The organism is Coprobacillus sp. (assembly GCF_984815275.1).
This window is the reverse complement of sequence record NZ_CFJNYH010000025.1, coordinates 1-17,923: the sequence shown is the minus strand read 5'-3', so window position 1 is coordinate 17,923 and position 17,923 is coordinate 1. Positions and strand designations below refer to the sequence as shown.

The 17,923-nt window shown below is 29.7% G+C and carries 15 protein-coding genes; 12 read left to right on the top strand and 3 right to left on the bottom strand.

Annotation, left to right across the window (positions count from 1 at the left end; translation table 11 throughout):
* Window positions 1–7: 7 nt before the first annotated feature.
* The 12 genes from AC5M21_RS09970 to AC5M21_RS09915 all read left to right on the top strand — a co-directional run bounded on the left by AC5M21_RS09970 (window position 8) and on the right by AC5M21_RS09915 (window position 15,860).
* Complete coding sequence (locus tag AC5M21_RS09970) at window positions 8–421, top strand: phage tail protein (protein WP_008788474.1); 414 nt, start codon at window positions 8–10, stop codon at window positions 419–421.
* Window positions 387–1,235: a hypothetical protein gene (locus AC5M21_RS09965; RefSeq protein WP_017144181.1), complete on the top strand. Its 849-nt coding sequence runs from the start codon at window positions 387–389 to the stop codon at window positions 1,233–1,235. The genes AC5M21_RS09970 and AC5M21_RS09965 overlap by 35 nt, the downstream gene beginning before the upstream one ends.
* A complete protein-coding gene (locus AC5M21_RS09960; protein ID WP_008788476.1) occupies window positions 1,232–1,834 on the top strand; it encodes a CIS tube protein in 603 nt (200 codons plus the stop codon). The genes AC5M21_RS09965 and AC5M21_RS09960 overlap by 4 nt, the downstream gene beginning before the upstream one ends.
* 5 nt (window positions 1,835–1,839) lie before the next feature.
* A complete protein-coding gene (locus AC5M21_RS09955) occupies window positions 1,840–3,684 on the top strand; it encodes a phage baseplate assembly protein V (protein ID WP_412254295.1) in 1,845 nt (614 codons plus the stop codon).
* Between the two features lie 12 nt (window positions 3,685–3,696).
* Window positions 3,697–4,074, top strand: coding sequence for a GPW/gp25 family protein (locus AC5M21_RS09950; RefSeq protein ID WP_282767987.1), 378 nt, complete (start codon window positions 3,697–3,699; stop codon window positions 4,072–4,074).
* The gene (locus AC5M21_RS09945) at window positions 4,043–6,907 is read left to right on the top strand and encodes a hypothetical protein (RefSeq protein WP_412254297.1); all 2,865 of its coding nucleotides are present in this window, start codon (window positions 4,043–4,045) and stop codon (window positions 6,905–6,907) included. The genes AC5M21_RS09950 and AC5M21_RS09945 overlap by 32 nt, the downstream gene beginning before the upstream one ends.
* Window positions 6,876–8,813: a hypothetical protein gene (locus AC5M21_RS09940; protein WP_302378538.1), complete on the top strand. Its 1,938-nt coding sequence runs from the start codon at window positions 6,876–6,878 to the stop codon at window positions 8,811–8,813. Before AC5M21_RS09945 ends, AC5M21_RS09940 begins: the two co-directional genes overlap by 32 nt.
* Window positions 8,814–8,835: 22 nt before the next feature.
* A complete protein-coding gene (locus tag AC5M21_RS09935) occupies window positions 8,836–10,866 on the top strand; it encodes a hypothetical protein (RefSeq protein WP_302378537.1) in 2,031 nt (676 codons plus the stop codon).
* Between the two features lie 17 nt (window positions 10,867–10,883).
* Window positions 10,884–11,897, top strand: a complete 1,014-nt coding sequence (locus tag AC5M21_RS09930) for a hypothetical protein (RefSeq protein ID WP_302378536.1) — start codon at window positions 10,884–10,886, stop codon at window positions 11,895–11,897.
* Between the two features lie 2 nt (window positions 11,898–11,899).
* On the top strand, window positions 11,900–13,756 hold the full coding sequence (locus AC5M21_RS09925) for an ATP-binding protein (protein WP_302378535.1): 1,857 nt from the start codon (window positions 11,900–11,902) through the stop codon (window positions 13,754–13,756).
* Window positions 13,757–14,000: 244 nt separating this feature from the next.
* Complete coding sequence (locus tag AC5M21_RS09920) at window positions 14,001–14,762, top strand: LytR/AlgR family response regulator transcription factor (protein ID WP_373115975.1); 762 nt, start codon at window positions 14,001–14,003, stop codon at window positions 14,760–14,762.
* Between the two features lie 102 nt (window positions 14,763–14,864).
* Window positions 14,865–15,860, top strand: coding sequence for a DUF7309 domain-containing protein (locus tag AC5M21_RS09915; RefSeq protein WP_008788486.1), 996 nt, complete (start codon window positions 14,865–14,867; stop codon window positions 15,858–15,860).
* Between the two features lie 290 nt (window positions 15,861–16,150).
* Here the strand turns inward: AC5M21_RS09915 and AC5M21_RS09910 are convergent, their stop codons facing one another.
* From AC5M21_RS09910 to AC5M21_RS09900, 3 genes are all read right to left on the bottom strand, one after another.
* Complete coding sequence (locus AC5M21_RS09910) at window positions 16,151–16,285, bottom strand: hypothetical protein (protein ID WP_017144185.1); 135 nt, start codon at window positions 16,283–16,285, stop codon at window positions 16,151–16,153.
* Window positions 16,260–16,778 (bottom strand): accessory gene regulator B family protein, encoded by a 519-nt coding sequence (locus tag AC5M21_RS09905; protein ID WP_008788487.1) that lies wholly within the window; start codon window positions 16,776–16,778, stop codon window positions 16,260–16,262. Before AC5M21_RS09905 ends, AC5M21_RS09910 begins: the two co-directional genes overlap by 26 nt.
* A 621-nt stretch (window positions 16,779–17,399) precedes the next feature.
* The coding region (locus AC5M21_RS09900; RefSeq protein ID WP_493531487.1) for a site-specific integrase at window positions 17,400–17,923 on the bottom strand (524 nt) is incomplete at its 5' end.

Genomic DNA, 17,923 nt, shown 5'->3' with positions numbered 1-17,923 from the left:
GAGCTTTATGGACGTATTCACAGCATTTCATTTTGTTATATCTATAGATAATCATGTTTATGGTTTTAAAAAAGTGAGTGGTATTGCACGTGATATTGAGACACATCAATATCAGGAAGGTGGTTGCAATGATTACGTTCATATTTTTCCTAAACCTGTTTCTAGCTGTAAGACATTATCACTAGAAAAAGGTGTCAGTCAATCTGGTTTTTTTCCATTCTATTTTATTGGGGAACATATTGAAAGTTTGACATTGGAAGTCAGAGATAGAAAAAATGTATTGGTTAAAAAATATATGTTTCATCATTTAATTGTTACAAAATGGGAAGTCCAAGAATTAAATGCAACGGATAATGGGTTATTAATTGATCAATTTGAGTTACAATATGAAGAATTTACAGTTGTTGATATATCCAAGTAAATATCTTCAGTCCAATATTCTATGTCTAAAAAAAGTTAATAATCATTTATATCCATTTTCATTTATTTATCATCAACCGCAAATACAAACATTATTTAAAGTTATTCATAAATCTGAAATCATTCAAAAACAACCTCAGATCAGTGTTCATTATGATAGTCAAAACATGAGACATATAATTTCATTATCCTATCATAGTCATCCTGAAAAAATGAGAATACAATTTCAGTCATTGTTAAAAAATACGAATGTGATGAGACAGATGTATCCTTTTTATAAACGTATCTGGAACAGTATGATTCAAGAGGAACAACATTATTATAAAAGTAGACCAACTGAAAGTTTAGGGCTTTTAGCACCGTTATTATCTCATCGTCAAACATTTTCTATATTAACACAGTTTTATCTTGGAAAAATGAAGAAATCTGATCTGATGGTCTATGCGCCACAGAGAAGATTGCCATTTTATACAAGTCAAATTTTACAAAATGAAACGTCATCTACATATAAGAGTCTTTCACTTCTGCCACATGCATTAAGAAATATTTCCAAGCGTCAAAGTGACCAAAAATATGAATATTTAAAACCAGTAGAAAGAAATGCTGATATATCGTCGCACACTGAAACAGATAAAAAGGTTATGAAACAATCGACTGTAAAAGAAACAATAGAGACAGTTCGGCAGATGGATGGACAACCTACATTTCATACAATCAGTCATCAGGAAATGAAGCAAATTGTTGATCAGGTCACAGCTCAATTAGAAAAACAATATCGTCAGGAAAGTAAGAGATATGGGAGGAGGTTATCATGAAAAAAGCAAGAATCATGCATTGTGATAGTGGGGGCAGTCCTATTCCAAGTCAAGTCTTTTATGTTCAATTTAATCCAAGTGAATTATCATTGGTCCATACAACTGGTAAGTATCATAAAGTAACAAATGATGATAAGAATGATAATAATTCGTCAGTAGATCAGCAAAATACAGAAGAAGTATCCTTAACATTAAAATTATTTTTCAATACTTTTGAATCAACTTCACAAACAACATATCAGGACGTCAGAGAATTGATGAAGCCATTTAAAGAGTTTTGTAATTATGGTATTACTGATGAAAAACAAATGGAAAAGATTTGTTTTCATTGGGGAACGATGAATATTATTGGTTTCTTAACGGCATATCAAGAAACATATTCTATGTTTTCGCCAGATGGAAAACCTGTTCGTGCAGAAGTATCCTTAACAATAAATGGGAAAGATGATGGCTATGAGAAAGTGACTTCTTCCAAAATAAAAGAACCTGAAAAAAAGGTGGAAACACCATTTGATAAAGCTATGAAAACTTATAATAATCCAGCCCGCTGGAAAGAATTTGCCTCTCAAGATACTGATATGAGAAAAATATTAGGGTAAATATGATGGCAGCTTTAAAGATGAGAGAACTTTATCATAAATATCATTATTTTGAACATTGTACTGTTGATATCTTCATTGATCAAACAAAACTGGATAATTATGAAATATTAACACTTGAGTCTTTACAAATAGAAGAAACAACAAGTGTCAAATCATCAGTTGCTTATTTGAATATGAGTGTTGAAGATTATACAAGTGAAATAAAAAAGACATTACAAATTGGTGCCAAGATGCTCATCAAGGCAGGTTATGAGAAAAATAAGCAGATTGTGTTTTGTGGTTTTATAGAAGAATTAATAATTAGAAAAACAGAAGATAAACAAATGAAAGTAGATATTATTGGAATGGATGTTTTGGCATTGATGACAATGGGAAATCATTATGCTCAAAAGGACCAGAAGACTATTCATATGATTTTAGATGATATAAGTAAAAGAAGTGTTTATAAGAAATATATATCTAAAATAGAGATGCCTTCAGTATCTCAAAGCAATAATCAATTGATTCCTATATATTTAAAAAGTGATTTTGAGATGTTAAAGGAGATATGTTCCTATTTTCATTTTGAGACATTTATTGTGAAAGAGACTTTATATATAGGAAAATTTCAGCAGTATACATTTGATACACTTTATCTTGAAGATGATTTGGGTGTTTATGAAACACAATTAGATTGTAGTGTTTCATCGCTTGCTCAAGAAATTGAGGTCGTGAGTTTTGATTTTAATAGTAAGCAATTAAGTAAGAAAAAGAAATTGAGTTATACTTCATTTCCAGTTTCTTCTCAAGTGACTTCTTTGATGAAAGAAAAAACACAGCGAATTGTTATTGGTGGAATAAATGAAATGGCAGGACTTGATATCTTTATTGATGGTTATAGTCAAAAGATGTTGAATCAATATGGTGAAATCTCTATAACAACAGTATTCTTACCAGAGTTGACATGTGGAATGACTGTTGAATTCACATTAGCAAATCAAAAATTAAAGTGTTATGTCACAAGTGTTCATCATTATTTATTGGATGAAATGAAAACCAGAATAAGGGGGGTGCTGTTTATGATATATGATGATATCTTCAATCAAAATACTTCAATCATGCAAGGACAATCACATTTCTTTATAGGCATTGTAAAAGGATATGGGAAAGATGAAAAAGAAGGGACTTTTGAAGTTGAACATCCTTTTATGGAAAGTGAAAGTAATATCATTAGTGATGTTCAGCTTATGATGCCATATATGGGTAAAGAATATGGAGGCTATTTTATACCTGAGATTGATGATCATGTTGTTGTTGTATTTTTAGGTGATCATCATACAATGCCAGTTATTATGGGGAGTATTGTTCCAGCGGATTCAAAGTTCTACAAAGAGTATATTAAGGATTTACAGAAGTATAAAGTCATGAAAACAAAGGGTGGAAATCTGATCAAGATTGAAGATGAAGATAAGAAACAAAAAATGATAATTCAGACTGCAGCAAAACAGCAACTTATTTTAGATGATGAAAATCAGAAAATTATATTAGGGGATAAAGAGGCTAACAATCAGTTAGAAATCAATATAAAAGATGGATCATTTCAGATTGAATCTCAAAAGGAAATAAAGATTGTTTGTGGGTCTTCACAGCTTCACTTCAAAAAAGATGGCAGTATTGAAATGAAAGGTAAGAAAATAAAGATAGAAGGAACTGAACTTCAAATAAAAGGTCAACAAAAAATTGACTTAGAGGGACAACAGTTATCTATTGATGGCAAAATGTCAACAAAGATGAAAGGTGGTTCTCAATGCGAAGTGAGTTCAAGTGGCGTCTTAAGTGTTAAGGGAGCAATGATTAAACTTGGATAGGTGGTGTGAATGATGAATGATGAAAAAGTTGGATTTAAATTCCCAATTGGATTGGAAACCGCAGGGAAAACAATTCGTTTAAGTGATGAATTTGAAAGTATTAAAGAGGCAATTCTCATTATTCTATCAACACAAAAGGGAGAAAGAATCATGTGTCCAGATTTTGGATGTCGTTTAAAAGAATATATGTTTGAACCATTGAATTCATTAACTGAAGAATTGATTCGACATGAAATTATTCGTTCATTAACCAAATGGGAAAAACGTATTGAACAAATAGAAGTGACTTTTGGAAAGGCTGAACAAGGTGTATTGAAAGCTTATATTCAATATGTTGTTGTAAGTGAGGGTGAAAAAGATGGAACAGAATTTAAAATTGTTATGGTCTGACCAGATAGATTCATCACTTGTTAAAGAGATGATTTTAAGTGTCGATACTTTATCCCAAAGCTATCTTAATGATTTATATGATTTTAGTCATACTCAGGATGCATTACATATGTTGACATTGCTTTGGACGAGTATGTTAAGTGAAAGTGCTCAAAGTATCACACAATTATTTGATAAGCATCAGATTGAATTTTATAATATGATTCATCCAGAATTTAAACCATCTTGTCCCCTGTCAACCCTTGTTCAATTTGTATTGACACCAGGATGTGCAGGGGTCTTTTTGAAACAAGGAACACAAATGGAGGGGATGAGTGAAGAAGGTGAACTGTTATCTTTATTACTTCAAGAAGACATATTTGTTTCACCAGTTCAAGTTCATGATATATTCTTTCAACAAGGAAAGACAGGTCACTTGATTTATTTGGAGCATCCTCATTCTTTTTATGCATTTGATTTTCAACAAGAGTTTTTAGATAAACATATTGTTCGTTTTCATTTTCCTTATTTATTTGAAAATGAGCCACCAAAACAATGGAAACTTTATTTTGAATATTTAAATCAACCATCAGATATTATTGATCAACTTGTCTTGCCTTGTATGCAGTGGAAACTTGTGAGTAATGGGGCTGAAATTTGTGATTTACGGGTTCATAAAAGTGAGACATATATACAAGTGAGTTATGATGATATAGATTATGAGAAAATCAAAGTGAGAAATGAAGATATAATGATTCAAATCAGTTGTCTGGATATTCAACAAATTCATGAGACAGCATTTGATCATATCAGTGTGAGTTGCCATGAAGCTTATCATTCACCTACTTATATTTTTGTAGGAGAGGTTTTAGAGGAACCAGATTTTTTTGCTCCTTTTACAAATACATTAGAAATATCAAGTTGTTGTTATATTGCGATATCAGAGGTTTTTTGTAAAAAAGATGCAATGATTTCTTTACAGTTTCAACTGATTTTTGAAGAGCATGTTCTTAATCCTTATGAGGATATTCGAAAAGAGTATCATGCAATTATGCGGACTTTACCACCAGAACCTAAGGAAATGATTGATGTTTATGCTGATGTTGTGATATTTGAGTATTTTGATGGTGAAGATTGGACAATGATACAAGAATTAAAAGATATGCGATATTTATTTAGACATACTGAACAATTTCAATGTGAATTCTCTTTTTGTTGTCCACAACAATTTTCACCAGTACTTGTTGAAGGCATCGAAGATTATTGGATTCGTCTGCGTTTACTTAAGTGTGAGTCACGCTATCAGTTTCCTTGTTGTTTACATGTTCCTTTCATCAAGAACTTACAAGCACAATATACATATCCTCAAGGAAAATTAAAATTAGATACACTATATCGTGAAGAAGAACTCCATCATGAAGATTTAATGTTGTCATATAAGCAACAATTACCAATTGTTTTATTCCATGAATTTCATCAAGAGAATGACTGTATGTATTTATTTTTTAAAGAACCTATTATTGGAAGTCCTTTTTCTCTTTATATACAATGTGATATTCAAAAGAATCAAAATGTGGAATGGAAATTCTTAATGAGCTCTTTACAAGGATTTCAAAAAGTCATTGTTGAAGATGAAACAGAAGGATTCAGTCATAGTGGATTGATTCATTTCTATTTGAATAAAGAAATGTCAGCTATGTTGTTATTTGAAAAATATGGTTATTGGATAAAAATAGAAAGAGTTGCTAAAAATCAGTATTCTCAATTCATAGCAATGAAAGATATTCAATGTAATGTTGCAACATTAAAAGAAGGTCAATACAATGAATTATCAGGTACAATTCAAGATTTTACACAAGATTTAGAAATTGTCTTGCCAGCTTTTCAATTATTAGATATACATGTTTTTTTAAGGAAAGAGAATAATGAATGGATTGATATCATAGATGAGTGGCAGGATTCGCAATTTTACCATATAACTCAAGAAAAAATATGGATTGATAAATCAGTACTAGCACAGATAGGTGTGAATCAGTATCGTATTCATTTTCTGCAATATCATAAAGTTCAGCAATCAATGCAAAGAGAAACTGAGATTTTCATGGCACAAACAGTTCCTGAAATTTCACAATGTCTAAGTCTGGTTCATAGTTATGGAGCTGTATCACAAGAAATGCAGTCACAAGCTATCAAACGTCTATCCTCATATATAGGATATCATAATGGACTTGTTTCCCCTTCTCAATTTCATCAATTTGTCCAATCTGAATTTCCACAAATTCATGATTTCAAAATGATTGAATTTCAAGATGAGTTTGGACATGTTATACCTCATCAATATACGATAACATATCTTGTAAAGGACTTTCTATTTGGTATTCAATCCTTCTATGAAATCAAAAAAGCATTAAAAAAAATGATTTTTCAACAAACACTTTTTCATGCTTATGATTCAAATATAAAAATTGTTGAACCAGTTTATGTCAAAATGTCATTGTCATTAAAGGTCAAAATCTATGAAGAAGATATTTTAACGATTCAAAAAAGACTGGAAGCAGAATTTCAAAATTACTTTCATCCTATTGAAGGAAGACATCATATGGGATGGAAGATTGGAGAATTTCCTAGAATTGTTGATATTATAGAAGTTGTCAAAAATATAAATGAAAAATATGTAATTGAAGATTGTCATGTAAGTGGGCAATATGTTTATCAGAATAAAATGATGACAAAGAGTACAGAAAATTTATTAAAGATGCAATTAGCAGTCATGATTGGCGGTGAGTCTTCTATTCGAGTCGTGAGAGGAGGATTGAAAGAAAATGTTAGATACAATTCATCTAGATCAAAGTGATTTTACAGAAATGTTTGAAAAAAATAAACAAATGATGAAACTCTTACTGCCTTTTATAGACGTTGAAAGAAGGAGTGAACCAGCAGTCACATTGTTAGAAATGATGACAATGTTAAGTGATATTCAAAACTTCAATATTGATCGTATTTCTTCTGAGCATATTGAAAAGTATTTGGCTTTATTAGGAATCAAAAGACATGAAAGAACATGTGCAAGAGTACTTGTGAATGCTCTTCCTAAAACTGATTGTCATATCATAAAAGGAACTCGCTTTTTAACTGAAAGTTCTCAAAATCCCATTATTTATGAACTTCAGCATGGAGCTTATATTATTAAGAACTTAATTATGGGGCACTATTATCAAATTGCTGGTGAACAAGATATTATGCGCTTTTATCGTAATCAACATTTTTCTTTAAAGGATGTTGATGAACAATATATCTATATCATGTTTGAAAATGAATTACCAAAGATACCTTTTTCTATTTATCTCTATCTTCAAGATCAACAGCGTCATTTACCAAATGATTATCCATATCAAGAAGCTTCTTTAACATATGAATATTATAGTGAATATGGTTGGCAAAAATGTATTGATGTTAAAGATCAAACATATGGATTGATGTATTCAGGTGCAATAACATTAGCAACTTTCTATAAAAGTGAAAAGTTGAAAATAAATAAGGTCTCTGGTTATTGTTTACGACTGGGAATCAAGCAGCACTATGAGATATTGCCACAAATAGAAAATATTATTTTAAATCCACTCTTTTTAAAACAGACACATACCTATATTTATCAAAGACAATATAAATATCAATATTCTATCATTCCTTGTATTCATTATTTAGAAACAACAGGTTATTTAAAGATTTTTCAGGCTGTTGATGATGGATGGCAGGACATCAGTTTACAATGTTATCGTAGTGAAACTTCACAAATTCATCTTCCTCAAGGCATTGAACAAGGTACTGATATTTTAATTGTGAGTATTGATCCCATTTTTCATGAAGAAGAATTTATTTTTCCTTGTTTAGGAATTTCAACACAGAAACTTGAACTTTCTGTCTCACATGTGAAGAGACGTTCTTTAAAAGTTATGATCAAACAAAATAATATTTATAAACCTTTTGAAGATTATGATTATGATGAATTTGAGAATATGATGATTTTAGGGAATGGTAAGAATTATCCTTTACTTCCTTCTGATGCTGAAAATCTTATGATTGTGAGTTTAGAAACATCTCTTGATGTAAAAGGAAGAGTGAGAAAACATACACTTATTTGTGAAAAGGATGATATTAAGTGCTCGCACTTTTTAGATAGTTATGGAGGTAGGGCTAAAGAAAGTTTAGATGATTATAAACAAAGAGCAATCAATGAATATAAAATGGCACAAGTGCCTTTAGACAAGTATCGTGATATTGTTTTTCAAACTCCTTATTTGATATTTAAAAATGTAAAGATTTTATATAGAAAAGATTTTTATCATTCAGCTCAGGCAGAAGGCTTGGTTGTTATTGTTCAAAAACAGACAAGACGTCCACTTACCTATGATCAAATGAATTTAATTCGTGAGCATCTTAAAAAATCTATGTATGTGAATACACAATGTGAAATAGTATCTATGCAATATCAACCCGTAGATATTCAAGTCAAGATAGAATTTTTAAGGGAAGATATTTCTTATCATGAGCGTGTTCAAGAAGTGATATATGCATATATTGAACGTTTAGATATTGATGAGTGGACATTGCGAAAAAGTGAATTAATGGTTTGTCTTTTACAAAAGTCATTTGTTAAAGATGTTAAGTTATTGAAGATATTTATGAATCATCAAAGTATTGAGACATATGAAGTACGTGCAGATATGATGTTGTATATTCAAAATATAGAATATCATTAAGATGAGAAAGTAGGTGATAACTATGAAAACTGAACTGCCTAAACAGTCATTAGCTTTTCAGTCATTATTTTCTGAGACTGACGGGAACTCTGAAATTTCTTTGCGCCCTGTATATCCCGTTATGAGTTCATCTCACTCTGATGAATTGTCTGCTATTCATAAAGGAAAATCTGGTGGAAAAAGGAATTCAACAACATCATCACTTGCTACTCAATCAAAAGTCAGAATAGATGAAATCTCAGATAGTGAAGATGAAGCTGAAGAACCAAAAGTTACACCTCCAATCCCTAAAATGCAAGCTCGTTATAAGCTTGGTCAATATGTATTGTCTATGAGGAATCAACACGTTTATATTGTTAAAGGAATTGTAGAAGATTTAGATGAAAATACAATTGAAATGCACCTACATGGTGTGAATCATCAAGAGACACTTCAGGTTTCGATGAATGATCTCAATTATCAAGTGGCTAGTGCTGATAATGCTATATGGGCAGTCTCAAAAGGATTAGATATTTATTCAGCGGAAAAATTAAAGACTTCTATGATGATGTCTACGAAGGTAGCGATTGAAGAGTTTGCTCAAAAATTCGCTAAGACAACAACTTTCTTAAATGCTGGGAATGCACAATCATATGTTTTTCAACAAATTGTAGAAACAGTTTGTGAAGTCATTCAGGGCTTTCAGTTCCCTGAAGATTTTCTGATTTTAAGATCGCCATTTGCACTATTTGATAAACGTTTTAAAAAAGATGCAAAAACTGTTGCGGATATACTTTCCAATCAATTTGATATGTCATTTAGAAATGAATTGTTATCAACAAACTTATCTTTATTTGGAAATCAAGGTTTGAGTGCAGAAAGTACAGGACTTTTTTTTGCAGGTGATGGGACAGTTGGAGGAGTTGAGATAAAGTTATTGGAAGATTTACGTGATCATTTACCTTTTTCACAAGATAGAAAAGAAAAATTATTTCAAAAGATGGTCGTAGTGTTTAATACTGCAAACAAATTAGGAAAAGAAGCTATGGCGCTATATCAGATTCAGATACCTAATGATTCTCTAAATACATTAGCATATGCATCACAGCCTGGTGGTAAAAAAATAAACAATGGCATCCAAATATTAAACAAAACATTATCAGGAATAAAGAATGTTGGTATGATGCTGGCTGATAAGAATATGGTTGATTTTGCTAATAAAGAACCTAATATGGATGATCAGGAATACTTTGAAACCTTAAATACATATATTTTTAGAGCTTCGCAATTTCCATCTTTTTGGGAGGATAATTGGATAATATCACCACAAGCACGAGTAATTATGAATCCCCAATACTTTTTAAATCCTGATCAAGATATCAAATTAAAAGTCCATCAATCAGATACACTTAAACAATCGCCACAGTTCTCAAGGGAGCTATTAGAGGTAAAACTAGAAATATTGAAAACTCAAATTGATAAAATGGGTTTATTAAATGAAAAGAGATATCAAGATATATTAGAGCAAGAAAGTGTATTACCTTTACAGAATATTATAAATATGTTATGGGGAATCTATTCTCGAGATAGTCAGATCATTTCTTCAAGGGAAAAAATAGCTTTTATGGAAAATAAGATAAGACAGGAAATTGATAAATTATATATCATCGGTTCCCAAAAACAAGCATCTTTAAAGAGTTTATTAAATAAACTAATGATTATTTTTGATAAACAAGAATATCCTCTTTTAGAGAGAATACATAGGCTAACGAATTATAGAAATTATGTCTATAAAAGGGCATGTATAGAACAAGGAAATCTTATACGCTTCATTTTACCAAAACAATTTCAAGAATATGAAAAACGTTTTCTACTTAAAGAACATGATGATTTTTTTGAGGTCTATTTACGTACACAAATATATTATCAGAAAGTCAATAAAATTATTCAATTGCAATATGCAATAAACAGCTGTAATAGTCAAAGCAAGATAGAATTCATGCAAAAAATACTTACTTGTGATAACCTTCGTATAGAAGACGTTATGACTCAATTAGAAGATCTACTCAAGTAAAAGTCAGGAGAGATAAAATGGAAACAGTTATTGATCATTATATATGTTGTGATTTTGATCAGCAGGGGGAATTTTATGAATTTCAATGGAATAAGAATCAATGGTCTCTTTCACAAAAATATGGTTATTACCTAACACATATTATCGATAGTGGGGAATCTCAAAGAGAATGGAATCGTTTAAAGATAAAGTTGAATCATCATGTTGCATGCCGTATTCATATACTTATAACTGATAATTTGAAACTTTTAAAGGATATAGATACAAAATCTTCTTATGAACAAAGACTTTATTTAAGTCAGCATTTCTCTATCAAGACAAAGTCTCTAGATACATTGTTGTATGGTGAGAATATCAAAGGAAGATATTTAAAATGCTGCATTGAATTTTTTAATCCGGAATCTTTACCAATAACAATTCAAGAAATTCATTTCAATTATCCTAAAGTGAGCTTTGATGAATATCTTCCAGTTATTTATCAAGATCAATTGTTTTTACAAAAATATCTGGCTATTTATCAATCATTATATATGGATATTGAGAATCAAATTGAAGAATTTAAAGCTTCTTTAGATTTTGATTATGCAAATGAACAGACTTTGAGAAAAATTGGAACTTGGTTAGGTATTGCTGTTGATGATTTTGATGAGAAAATATTAAGAAGATATATGAAAGTTTATCATGATTTCAATAAAAAGATGGGTACAAAAGTTTATTTTGAAGAACTGATTGAAGTCTTATGTGGAATAAAAGGACATGTCGTAGAAAAAGGAATTGGAAAAGAAGGGGAAAAATTGAATTCTCATACATTTCTTTTATTAATACCTGAAGATAAAGATATAGATAAAGAGTTTGTTGAAAAAATAGTGATGAAAAATGTACCTTTTGCTATGCATTGTCAGATCATTTGGTTAAATGATAGGGGCTGTTTTGATGAGTATTGTTATATTGATTATAATAGTCGATTAATGGATATACAGTTAGATGATTTTCAGGGATATAGTTGTTTTGATGAAGCAAGGATGGTGTAATTATGAAATATCAAGATAATAATGCATTGCTTATTGATTATGTGAATTATTCAGAAATGATTTTAAAGTTATGTCAATTGACTGATCAGGTGGACATGAAAAATTATCTATTGGAAGTCCGTAAGTATTATATGACTATTCAACAAAATATAAATGAGAGTGATTGCTTTTTAGCTTTACCAAATTTAAAAAAGATATTATCACTTAATAAGCTTGAATATCAAACTTTAATATTTGTGACATCTATGGAACTCTCAGGATATTTAAGAAGTCTATATCAATCATTATTTCAAACAGGTTATCTATACTATTCATCTGTATTCACATTATTAAAACATATTGTTAAGATTACATATCAGGAATTTATGATAAGTCTACATCAAAATAAGAACTATGCATTACTGATGCGAGATGATGGAACAAAGCCTTATTATCATATGGAAAGATATATTCTTTTACAGGACTACGTTGCTTCCTATATATTTGATGGACAGATATTTGAAATGCCTGGAGCACAAATTATTGTCACATCAGATATATATTATTTACCTCTTCATCAAGATATTTATACAAAATTGACATTCAAGCCATTTCAGTTATGGGGAAGATCAGGAAGTGGAAAACACAGTTTATGTTATCGTTATTTACAGGCACATGCCTATCAATGTCTGTTAATTGATACAACTTTATTAGATTCTATAGATTTATATGATTATTCAAAATATATTATATTTCAATATCAAGTTTTTCATTTCATACCATGTTTTGATCATATAAGTGAAGCATCACTTCTAAAACTGAAAGTCCTTCTCGCTATGATATCATATACGGATATCCCTTATATTTTAATCAGTGAAGATTATATTCACATATTAGAAAATTGTCATCATATTCCTGATTTTTTGTTACAAGAGGAAAAACAAATGATTATAGAAAAGTATCCGTATTTACATGATGTTAAAAGAGAACTTGCTGTTTATCACTTGAATATTGCTGATATGATATATTTCATTAAATTGAATACATCTTTGACTCATCAGGATATTATTTCATATTTCTATAAGCAGCCAATTGAACAAAAATACTGTACAATGGTTGAAAGTCATTTGAATATGACTTATTGGATTGGGGATGAATCTATTCAAGATAAACTGAATTATTTCCTTTACCTTATACAATATCAAAATGAGGTAAAGAGTGATTTTCAAAATAAGGGACATTTTTTACAAAAGTCAGTAAGTGCTTTGTTTCATGGAAAAAGTGGAACTGGAAAAACTTATGCTGCTAAAGCCATTGCAGGAGAATTAGGAAGAAGACTTTTGGTTGCCAATCTTTCTAAGATAAATGATAAATATATTGGTGAAACAGAAAAGCATCTGGATGATATTTTTTACATAGCTGCAAGGTATAACTGTATTCTTTTTTTTGATGAAGCAGATGTTTTATTTACAAAGCGTACTGAAGTTCAACAAGCTAATGATAAGTATGCCAATGTTTCAACTGCATATTTGTTACAAAAGATTGAAAATTTTGATGGCATTATCATTTTAGCAACCAATCTTATTCATAATTTTGATGATGCATTTTTAAGAAGGTTAAGTATGATTATAAAATTTGAGGAAAGTACTGAAGAAACACGTTATCTTATGTTTAAGGAGTTGTGTTCTCAAGTGAATCATGATTTGGATTATACTACGTTAGCAAGAGTCTATCCATTTTCACTTGCTAGAATTGAACAAATTGTAATGACAGCTTATCTTATGGCAAGACAAAGCAAGCAAATCTTAAACATGGAAATGATGAAGAAAGCAATGCAGTGGGAACTCGCAAAGCAAGGTGAAATATTTGTAGAGAAGTGATAATACATAGATCCTAATATTAGGAAAAAGATTATGAATGCCTCAATAGGCAATGATAGAGAAGACTCAAGTGAAATGTTTGAGATCAGTGATATTAATGATTTTGAAGATGAATCTTCATGATTAAGAAGACAAATTTTAAAAAAATTATGTCTTTTTTTGCGTTTAAGTAAAAAATCACTACGTTCAAGTAAAAATAATTGTGATATGAGATGAAATTCAAGATAATGAGATTATGGGAAGAGTGTTTTTGAAATCATTTTATAGTATGGGGGTGATGAAAATATTAAAGAAATATAATGTAGCGGTTATTGATGATGATATGAAAAGTATTAATCTTATCAAAGAAGAGTTCATGAAGTTAGATAAAGAGTTGGGTTTGCATTTTATAACAATAGGATACTTAAATCCATTAGAGTATCTTGTAGAAGAAAAAGAATATGATTTTATTTTTATAGACATTGATATGCCAAAAATGAATGGTTTTGATTTGGCTAAGAAGATATATGCAATTAATAAAAAAGAAAAAATTATTTTTATGTCTGAATCTTTTGATCATATTCTGGAGGGTTATCTTTATAGACCATATGGTTTTGTATTAAAGAATCATTTATTAGCATTAAACTTAAAAAAGAATGTTCAAAAAGTATTAGATATTTTAGATAAAGAGGATATTTATATGACTCTTATTGCTCAAAATGGATATCAAAAAATTTCATATAAATCTATTTTTTATTGTCGTTTAAATGGAAGAACAATTTCAATATTTACATCTAGTGGTATTTATAGTAAATGTGTGTCTATGCATACTTTAAGTAATGAATTAAATCAACTTGGAGATTTCTTTAGAATTAATAAGAGTGAAATTGTAAATTTGAATTATGTAAAAGAAATCAAGAATCAGCAAGTTATTTTAAAGAATGGTACAGTGTTAATGGCAAGTGTTAGGAAGTGGTTATTGCTAAGGGAGAGATTTTGTAATTATAGGTCAAAAGTTATTTATTAATATGTTATATGAATTTACCTGTAGCAATTTTGATGATATAATTATCATATAAAGATCTCATATTGATTACACTGGTAAAAACACTATACAAGGAGAAGAAAAATGGGAAGAAATACAGTGGTTTGGAGAAAGTTGTACAAGTTGTCAGATCAATTACAGAAGTTAAAGCCATGGGAATATATTTGGAGTGGTGATTATATTTGTATTGAATTGGCACCTGATGATGTTGTGTATTGTATTGTTATGGGAAGAAATGGAGATTGTATTGGGCTCTCTATTTATGAAGGGGAAGAAGGCTATGCTGATTTATGTAGTTTGTCTCGTGAATATGATGATCTTGAGGTTACAAAATATTTAATGTTTGAACAGAATTGTTTGACATGGTATATGGGTGATAGAAGTGAAGTGCCTGCTGAACAAAGAGCTATAATTAAGAATTTAGGATTAAAGTATAGAGGAAGTCAGAATTGGCCTTATTTTATCAGTTATGAGGCACAATATTATCCTAATTCTATTAATGAAGAAGAAGCAGAAAGATTTGTTCAGATTCTAGAAAGATTATTAGATATTCTAGAGGAGTATATTCATAATCATATTGATGTTCAGTTCGAAGATAATGAAATGATATATGCACATCAAAAAGATGAACAATGGATTTATGAATCTATGAGTGTACCCTATGATGTAGACAAGTTCATGCCTATTGAGTTAACTGATTCTGGATTATATGAGGAACTTGAAGAAAGAGAACAAATTAATCAAAACTTATATATTGATTTGTTATATCTGAATACAGTCATTCAAGATGATGATTTTAAAAAACCTGCAAATGCATTAATGTTTATTGTTGTAGATGAAGAGACAGAAGTGATAATGCATGGAGATTTATTAAAACCTGGTGATGATGAAATAGAAGTTATATTAAATTTCTTTATTCCTTTTATTTTAGAAACAGGGATACCAAAGAAAGTCCATGTTAGAAATCCTAATGTTCATGCTGCAATAATCGATATTTGTGAAAGATGTCATATCCAAATAGATATGGGGAATATGGGTGTTGTAGATAATATTATTGATGAAATGAAAGAGATTATGTAGTGGTTAAGCTCAGTTCTAAAAAGAATTGAGTTTTTTCTTTTATAAAATAGTTATTGTAAAACTGGTTTTAGGAAATCTGTATAAAGTTATGTTTAATATTTTAAATATCTCTTTATGTTATTAATTAAGTTATGCTAAATAAATAACAATTCATCACTATACACTTATTTTACACTCACATAATAAAAGCAACATATCTTCTAAATACGTTGCCTTAATACTATAAAACAGTAACTATAAAAATATATAGTTACTGTTTAGAACATAATACACTATCTTTATAAATATATTTATTTATCTTTTAGTAATTTTGGTTTTTCTGGTTCATAAATCCATAACCAAGATGGTGGACCATCGATTGCAACTGCTGTATTAAATAATAATGCAGTTAAAGTTTGTCTAATCATGTTTGATATTTTTTTCATTGTATAACCTCCCTAACATTAAAATTGTGTTCATTGATACAGATAAAAGTATCGCTAAAGAAATCGTTTTATTAAAAAATAAAGATAGTGTAAAGATAATTGCAATAAAAAATGTTTCAAATTTATTTCGTTCAATAGAAAGATAAAAATGACTAGTAAGAAATATAAATAATAAAGGAATAACTGTATTGTGGTAAGGAATATATTTAAGAATTAAACAACATAACAAAATCATTAAATTAGAACATATGAAGCATTGTATGAATTTCTTAAAATGAAAACTTTTATGTCTTATTCTGATAGGTATAAAACAGGCATTAAATATTAAGTATTCAAGTACACAATCTGTATAAGCAGTTAATAAAAATGCAGATATAGCTGTGATAGAGGTAGTTAATATTGCCTCTAAACTATAACTAACCATTTCAGACATATCATCAAGGTATGATGAATTCGTTATAATAATTGCTAACTTTTGTGATAACTTATGCATTTTATTTCTCCTTTTAATTACTTTGTAATTATAATTTATTAGCAATTTATAGGTATATAAATGGTAATAATTTACATTTTATTTACACTTTTTTACAGCGAGATGTTATAATAGAGAATATAATTCCAAAAAATGTAATTTATGAAACTATATAATAGGGGAGATAGCGGTGAACATATTAAATTTAATAGCAATATTTGAGAATATTTTTATAATGAAAACACTAGAATTAATTATTCCAGAAATAAAGATGCATTCTCTTGTTTCCTTTTTAATGTCTATTCTATTAACGGTAGAGTGCCTTACTCTTAGTTTTACTGGAATAGGTGAAAATGAAAAATTATTGATTCCTATATTATCAATTTTCATTTTTTATAGTATTAAAGGGTCAAAAATATTAAGCAGTTTATTGAAAATATTTATTGTGTTTTTAAATTTAACATTAGTTAAATTAAATTATATATGTCTTTTTGACTATCTTTTTATATCTTCTTAAATGTCCGCAAAGCCTTATTTTATCGGCTCTACGGGCATTTTGCTTTTGTGGTAAACCTCACATATCTAGGTCTATCTTCTTATATTTTCGCTATCAAGCGTGGTTAAAATCGTGGTAAATACTTCTTATGCGATTAGACGCTGAACCTCTGATTTTGCGGTATCTATGGACGCATGAGCATACCAGTTCATTGTGATACTGATGTTTGAATGTCCCATGATATACTGTAAATCTTTCGGGTTCATGTTCTTGCTTGCCAGTCTTGTGCAGAACGTATGGCGTAGCGTATGTGGTGTGATATGTGGCAAGGGGTTATCCTTGTGGTGTTTGTTATATTTCTTTACCATACGGACAAATAAGGCGTTGTAATCAATCGCAACTTTAGGATTGCCTTTCGGATTGACGAACAGAAAATCTTTGTATCCGTCTATCTCTATCAGTTTCCCTTTTGTGCGTTTCCTTATGACCCGTTGAAATGCCTGTATCGTTTCTCTGCTTAATGGCACTTGCCTTGTTCCACTCTTTGTCTTAGGCGTTTCAATATAATAGCCCTGTTCCTTGTTTTTTAATAACTGGTGGTCGATAACCACAACCTCATTCTTGAAATCAATATCGGCTACTGTCAGTCCGCACAGTTCCGAGATACGAA